This is a genomic window from Kluyvera ascorbata ATCC 33433, assembly GCF_000735365.1.
GTDB classification, from domain to species: domain Bacteria; phylum Pseudomonadota; class Gammaproteobacteria; order Enterobacterales; family Enterobacteriaceae; genus Kluyvera; species Kluyvera ascorbata.
Genome location: NZ_JMPL01000012.1, coordinates 65,114 through 71,613, shown reverse-complemented (window position 1 = coordinate 71,613; position 6,500 = coordinate 65,114). Strand labels below are relative to the sequence as shown.

Annotated in this window: 5 protein-coding genes and 1 pseudogene; 5 read left to right on the top strand and 1 reads right to left on the bottom strand. The window is 56.5% G+C overall.

Annotation, left to right across the window (positions count from 1 at the left end):
* Positions 1-418: 418 nt before the first annotated feature.
* Positions 419-1,533 (bottom strand): annotated as a pseudogene (locus GKAS_RS05545) (flagella biosynthesis regulator).
* A 109-nt stretch (positions 1,534-1,642) separates the two neighbouring features.
* Between GKAS_RS05545 and pdxB the strand changes: the two are divergent.
* The 5 genes from pdxB (at position 1,643) to accD (ending at position 6,452) form a co-directional block, all read left to right on the top strand.
* Positions 1,643-2,770, top strand: a complete 1,128-nt coding sequence (pdxB, locus tag GKAS_RS05540) for a 4-phosphoerythronate dehydrogenase PdxB (RefSeq protein ID WP_035892526.1) — start codon at positions 1,643-1,645, stop codon at positions 2,768-2,770.
* A gap of 61 nt (positions 2,771-2,831) precedes the next feature.
* On the top strand, positions 2,832-3,845 hold the full coding sequence (locus GKAS_RS05535; RefSeq protein ID WP_035892524.1) for an aspartate-semialdehyde dehydrogenase: 1,014 nt from the start codon (positions 2,832-2,834) through the stop codon (positions 3,843-3,845).
* Positions 3,845-4,657 (top strand): tRNA pseudouridine(38-40) synthase TruA, encoded by an 813-nt coding sequence (gene truA, locus GKAS_RS05530; RefSeq protein WP_035892523.1) that lies wholly within the window; start codon positions 3,845-3,847, stop codon positions 4,655-4,657. Before GKAS_RS05535 ends, truA begins: the two co-directional genes overlap by 1 nt.
* Positions 4,658-4,682: 25 nt before the next feature.
* Entirely contained in the window at positions 4,683-5,342 is a 660-nt protein-coding gene (locus GKAS_RS05525) for a DedA family protein (protein WP_035892522.1), read from the top strand.
* 195 nt (positions 5,343-5,537) lie between these two features.
* Positions 5,538-6,452: an acetyl-CoA carboxylase, carboxyltransferase subunit beta gene (gene accD, locus GKAS_RS05520; protein WP_035892521.1), complete on the top strand. Its 915-nt coding sequence runs from the start codon at positions 5,538-5,540 to the stop codon at positions 6,450-6,452.
* Positions 6,453-6,500 lie beyond the last annotated feature (48 nt).

Sequence of the window (6,500 nt, the reverse complement as noted above, 5' to 3'; positions counted from 1 at the left end):
AATTAACAGAAAAAACAAAGTCACTGAAACCGATGAGTCCCCGCTGGAAATCGGCGAGCCGGAGAATGGAAGTCAAGGTCAGTCCGCCATGGATGGCGGACTGAGGCGAACCGAGACAGGACGTCGAGTTTCGCCGTGCCGAAGGCTGGAGTTCGTAGGCGAGCGTAGTGCGAAGCACCGATTTCCCTGCGGGGCCGCGGGGATTGCGAAGGGGTGCGCGGCCGCACCCCTTGGCCCGTTCACCGGTGAAGAGTCTTCATGTTCAGCCTGACGTAAAGTGAACGGAACCCTTCACCTTACTGACAAATATCAGGTTTTGTCCCTGGTATTTGTGTACATGGGATCACTGGAAAGTAAGGAACATGCCTCGCACCCTATTTCCAGCAAATGATGATGTAGTGATGCCCAGTTGCCGAGCTTACAAGAGCACCCAAAGCAACACCGCCACCACAACCAGCACCACAAAAGCCAACCCAGGACGTGCCGACAGCGACTTAATTGAAGTGATCATCGGCGCAAACGGCGCGTAAATTGGTTGGATATTACGTGCTTCCAGCGCCTGCGCCTCGGCATGTGCCACGCGCTCACGCTCAATACGCTTGAGGAAAAGCAGATTAAGCAACTCCTGAACCTGAACGGGGGTCAGCACCGTTTGCAGCGTAATATTCCAGTTCTGCTGCCCGTAATCACGCAGCACCTGAAACTCCTGATCGCCCAGTGGTTGCTTTAGCGCCGCCTGAAGAACGTTAAGCGTAGGCGCAGGGTGCGTGCTCAGCGTCAATCGTGCTTGCAGCAACGTCACCAGCGAAGTGAAATATTTAGCGGGAATAAGCTCGCTGGTTTTAACCGGCGAAAATTCCTGAAGCGACTGCCACAACGGCTTATTGGCCTCGCTGGAAGGTGTTTGCGCTTTATCTGAATAGAGCGCCTCGGGCTTCACGCTGGCGAGCTCTATCAGCGACTGCCAGATTTGCTTGCTCGGCTCACCGGTGGCCGCAGAAAGCTTGCCAACCAGCTGATTGAGCGTGGTGTACTCCGCTGGGAGAAGCGGGCGGTCGGTCGCCGGGCGCTGCTGCGGTTGAGGAATAGAAAGCTGGCCACGCTGGAGTAGCTGCAGCACATTTTTAAGCTGCGGCAGCGTTAGCTGGTTCAACGCGGTTTGCCCGTACTGCTGGCGAATAAAATCGCTGACGGCCTGACGGTTGTTTCCCTGACCCAGCAGCTCGGTCAACTGAGACAGCGTTTGTCTCATGCTGAAGTTCTGCTCGGCAGTACCGATGCGCTGATTTAAATTCTGTTCCGCTGCCGGGAAGTGACGCGACAGCAACGGCGTATCGCTTTTCACGCCCAGATCGTGCTTCACGCCAGCCCATACCTCAGCATTTTGCTGTGAGGTCATCGTGATAAGGCGCGTGATCAAGCGTTCCAGCACGGTGCGTTGCTGGAGACTCAGCGGCTGCTCTCCAGCATTGGAAAGCGGTGTAGGGCCGGCCCCGGAGGGCGCGCAGGCATACCTGAGATGGGTTGCGTCATGATTATTCCTTTCTGCAAAGCGGTACTGATGCCAGGCGCGAGTATTCCTGGCGGCAAGATTATGGCACACTTCCCCGGTTTACTCTCGCTCTCAGACAGGTACTGAACCGTGAAAATCCTTGTTGATGAAAATATGCCCTACGCCCGTGAGCTTTTTAGCCGCCTGGGCGAGGTGAGGGCTGTTCCTGGCCGCCCGATTCCGACCGACGCGCTAACCGATGCCGATGCGCTAATGGTGCGCTCGGTAACGAAGGTGAATGAAGCGCTGCTCGGTGACAAGGCGATTAAATTTGTCGGGACGGCGACGGCGGGCACCGACCACGTCGACCAGTCGTGGCTGACCCAGGCGGGGATTGGCTTCTCCGCAGCACCTGGCTGTAACGCGATTGCCGTGGTGGAATATGTTTTCTCGGCGCTACTGATGCTGGCCGAACGAGACGGCTTTGCGCTGGCTGACCGCACCGTTGGTATTGTCGGGGTGGGTAACGTGGGCGGTCGTCTGCAAAAGCGCCTTGAGGCGTTGGGCATTAAAACCCTGCTCTGCGATCCGCCGCGTGCGGACAACGGCGACGAAGGCGATTTCCGCTCGCTCGACGAACTGGTTGCTGAAGCTGACGTTATCACTTTCCATACGCCGCTCTATAAAGAAGGGCAGTACAAGTCTCTGCATCTTGCCGATGAAGCGCTGATTCGCCGCCTGAAGCCGGGGACGATTCTGATCAACGCCTGTCGTGGCCCGGTCGTCGATAACGCTGCGCTGCTGAAATGTCTGGAAGAAGGACAGAATCTTAGCGTCGTGCTGGATGTCTGGGAACCCGAGCCTGATCTCAACCTGGCGCTGCTTGATAAAGTGGATCTGGGCACCTCGCATATCGCAGGTTACACGCTGGAAGGCAAAGCGCGCGGCACCACCCAGGTGTTTGAAGCCTACAGTCAGTTTATCGGTCAACCGCAGGAAGTGGCGCTCTCTACGCTGATGCCCGCGCCGGAGTTTGGCCGTATTAGCCTGCACGGTCCGCTCGATCAGCCTACGCTGAAAAGACTGGTCCATTTGGTGTATGATGTGCGCCGCGATGACGCGCCGCTGCGAAAAGTGGCGGGGATCCCGGGCGAGTTCGACAAACTGCGCAAAAATTATCTCGAGCGTCGTGAGTGGTCATCATTAACCGTTGAGTGTGATGATGCCGATGCCGCCGAGCTGCTGCAAAAACTCGGGTTTAACGCCGTACATTGTTAATGTCTTCTTAATCACTCTGCTGGATACTCCGGCAGAGTCGCTTTTTCTGGAGTAAATCACCATGTCTGAAGGCTGGAATATTGCCATCCTGGGCGCAACCGGCGCCGTAGGCGAAGCCCTGCTTGAAACCCTTGCTGAACGTCAGTTCCCGGTGGGTGATATCTATGCGCTGGCGCGCACCGACAGCGCGGGCGAACATCTGCGTTTTAACGGTAAATCGGTCAGGGTGCAGGACGCCGCAGAGTTCGACTGGACTCAGGCTCAGCTGGCATTCTTTGCCGCGGGTCAGGAAGCATCGGCAAGCTATGCCGAAGAAGCCACCAACGCGGGCTGCCTGGTTATTGACCTCAGCGGTCTGTTTGCGCTGGAGCCGGACGTGCCGCTGGTCGTTCCGGACGTGAACCCGTTCGTAATGGCAGATTACCGCAACCGTAACCTGATTGCCGTAGCCGATAGCCAGACCAGCCAGCTGCTGGCCGCGCTGAAGCCGCTGATTGATGACGGTGGCCTGTCGCGTATCAACGTGACCAGCCTGATCTCCGCCTCCGCGCACGGCAAGAAAGCTGTTGATGCGCTGGCAGGGCAGAGCGCCAAACTGCTGAACGGTATTCCGATTGATGAAGATGATTTCTTTGGTCGTCAGTTGGCGTTCAACATGCTGCCGCTGCTGCCGGACCGTGAAGGTAGCGTGCGCGAAGAGCGTCGTATTGTCGACCAGGTGCGCAAAATCCTGCAGGACGAAGGCCTGATGATCTCTGCAAGCTGCGTGCAGTCGCCGGTGTTCTACGGCCACGCGCAGATGGTGAGTTTTGAAGCCATGCGCCCGCTGTCTGCGGAAGAAGCGCGCGATGCTTTCTCCCGTGGCGAAGACATCGTGCTGTCTGAAGAGGGGGAATTCCCGACTCAGGTTGGCGATGCGACCGGCAGTGCGCATCTCTCTATCGGCTGCGTACGCAACGATTACGGCATGCCGGAGCAGGTTCAGTTCTGGTCCGTTGCCGATAACGTTCGCTTTGGCGGCGCGCTGATGGCGGTCAAAACCGCTGAAAAATTGGTGCAGGAGTATCTGTACTAATGTCTGACATGGAGCAACTGCCGGTCTATCGAATTGCGCTGGGCATTGAGTACGACGGCAGCAAATACTACGGCTGGCAGCGGCAAAATGAAGTGCGCAGCGTGCAGGAGAAGCTCGAAAAAGCGCTCTCGCAGGTGGCCAACGAGCCTATCAACGTCTATTGCGCCGGGCGTACCGACGCGGGCGTTCACGGCACGGGTCAGGTGGTGCATTTTGAAACCCACGCGTTGCGTAAAGACGCCGCATGGACGCTGGGTGTAAATGCGAATTTACCTGGTGACATCGCGGTGCGTTGGGTGAAAGCTGTTCCCGACGATTTTCACGCCCGCTTTAGCGCGACGGCGCGTCGCTACCGCTATGTCATCTATAACCACCGGCTGCGTCCGGCGGTGTTGGGCCAGGGCGTGACGCATTATCACCAGCCGCTGGATGCGGAGCGGATGCACCGCGCCGCACAGAGTCTGCTGGGCGAGAATGACTTCACCTCGTTTCGTGCGGTGCAGTGCCAGTCGCGTACGCCATGGCGTAACGTTATGCATATCAACGTGACGCGCTATGGCAACTATATTGTGGTGGACATTAAAGCAAACGCCTTTGTGCATCACATGGTAAGGAATATTGTTGGCAGCCTGATGGAAGTTGGCTCAGGAAACCAGCCGGAGAGCTGGATTGCAGAACTGCTGGCGGCAAAAGACAGGACGCTTGCCGCCGCAACGGCAAAAGCGGAAGGGCTGTACCTGGTGGCGGTAGACTATCCCGCCCACTTTGAACTGCCCGCCGCGCCGATGGGCCCGCTTTTCCTGGCGGACTAACGAAGTCATTTAGGGCTAAGACAATATGGATCTCATCCGTTTTTTGATTGATTTCATCCTGCACATTGATGTGCACCTGGCGGAGCTGGTTGCGCAGTACGGCATCTGGGTTTACGCCATTTTGTTCCTGATCTTGTTCTGCGAAACGGGGCTGGTGGTGACGCCGTTCCTGCCGGGCGACTCGCTGCTGTTTGTTGCCGGTGCCTTGTCGGCGCTGCCAACCAACGATCTCAACGTCCATCTGATGGTGGTGCTGATGGTCATTGCAGCGATTGTCGGCGATGCGGTGAACTACACCATTGGTCGGCTGTTTGGTGAAAAGCTCTTTAGCAACCCGAACTCGAAAATCTTCCGTCGTAGCTACCTCGACAAAACCCATGCGTTCTACGATAAGCACGGCGGAAAAACCATTATTCTGGCGCGATTTGTGCCTATCGTCAGAACATTTGCGCCATTTGTGGCGGGAATGGGCCATATGTCCTATCGTCATTTTGCTATCTACAACGTGACCGGTGGGCTGCTGTGGGTGCTGTTGTTCACCTACGCGGGCTACCTGTTTGGCGATCTGCCGGTGGTTCAGGAAAACCTGAAGCTGCTGATTGTTGCCATCATCGTGCTGTCGATATTGCCGGGCGTGATTGAAGTGATTCGTCACCGTCGCAAGGCAGCAAAACAGGCAAAATAAACCCTGCACGCAGGGCACGATTCAGCCGTGCCCTGTTACGACATGTTTCGCGGTTCGACCACTTTTTTATGCCAAGTTTCGGGCTGTTATGTTTTAATGTGCAACATTCATGGTCTATGAGGGGCAAAAGTGGCATTATGCGCGCCCCCTTATGGCAAAACTGGCATCGACCAGGTTCAGGCAGAAAGGTTATCAATGAGCTGGATTGAACGAATTAAAAGCAATATCACACCTACCCGTAAGGCGAGCATCCCTGAAGGGGTGTGGACCAAATGCGATAGCTGTGGTCAGGTTCTGTATCGCGCTGAGCTGGAGCGTAACCTCGAGGTTTGCCCGAAGTGCGATCATCACATGCGTATGTCAGCGCGTAATCGCCTGCATAGCCTGTTAGATGAAGGGTCCCTGGTAGAACTGGGTAGTGAACTTGAGCCGAAAGACGTGCTGAAGTTCCGTGACTCTAAAAAATACAAAGACCGTCTGGCATCTGCTCAGAAAGAGACAGGTGAAAAAGACGCGCTGATCGTAATGAAAGGCACCCTGCACGGTATGCCGGTTGTCGGTGCGGCCTTTGAGTTCTCCTTTATGGGCGGCTCAATGGGTTCTGTTGTCGGTGCGCGTTTTGTCCGTGCCGTTGAACAGGCGCTGGAAGACAACTGCCCGCTTATCTGCTTCTCCGCTTCCGGCGGTGCGCGTATGCAGGAAGCGCTGATGTCACTGATGCAGATGGCGAAAACCTCTGCGGCGCTGGCGAAAATGCAGGAACGCGGTTTACCGTACATCTCCGTGCTGACCGACCCAACCATGGGTGGCGTCTCTGCGAGCTTCGCGATGCTGGGCGACCTGAACATCGCTGAGCCGAAAGCGCTGATTGGCTTTGCCGGTCCACGCGTTATTGAACAGACCGTTCGTGAGAAACTGCCACCGGGCTTCCAGCGCAGTGAGTTCCTCATCGAGAAGGGCGCTATCGACATGATCGTTCGCCGCCCGGAAATGCGTCTGAAGCTTGCCAGCATTCTGGCGAAGCTGATGAATCTCCCGGCACCGAACCCGGATGCGCCGCGCGAAAGCGTGGTGGTACCACCGGTACCGGATCAGGAACCAGAGGCCTGATAATCCAAAGGGCAGGGCCGGGTGGCTCTGCCCTTTTTGCTTTTACTC

Coding starts and splice junctions, on each gene's coding strand:
- GKAS_RS05535 (WP_035892524.1), top strand. CDS start 2,832: ATGTCTGAAGGCTGGAATATTGCCATCCTGGGCGCAACCGGCGCCGTA.
- truA (WP_035892523.1), top strand. CDS start 3,845: ATGTCTGACATGGAGCAACTGCCGGTCTATCGAATTGCGCTGGGCATT.
- GKAS_RS05525 (WP_035892522.1), top strand. CDS start 4,683: ATGGATCTCATCCGTTTTTTGATTGATTTCATCCTGCACATTGATGTG.
- accD (WP_035892521.1), top strand. CDS start 5,538: ATGAGCTGGATTGAACGAATTAAAAGCAATATCACACCTACCCGTAAG.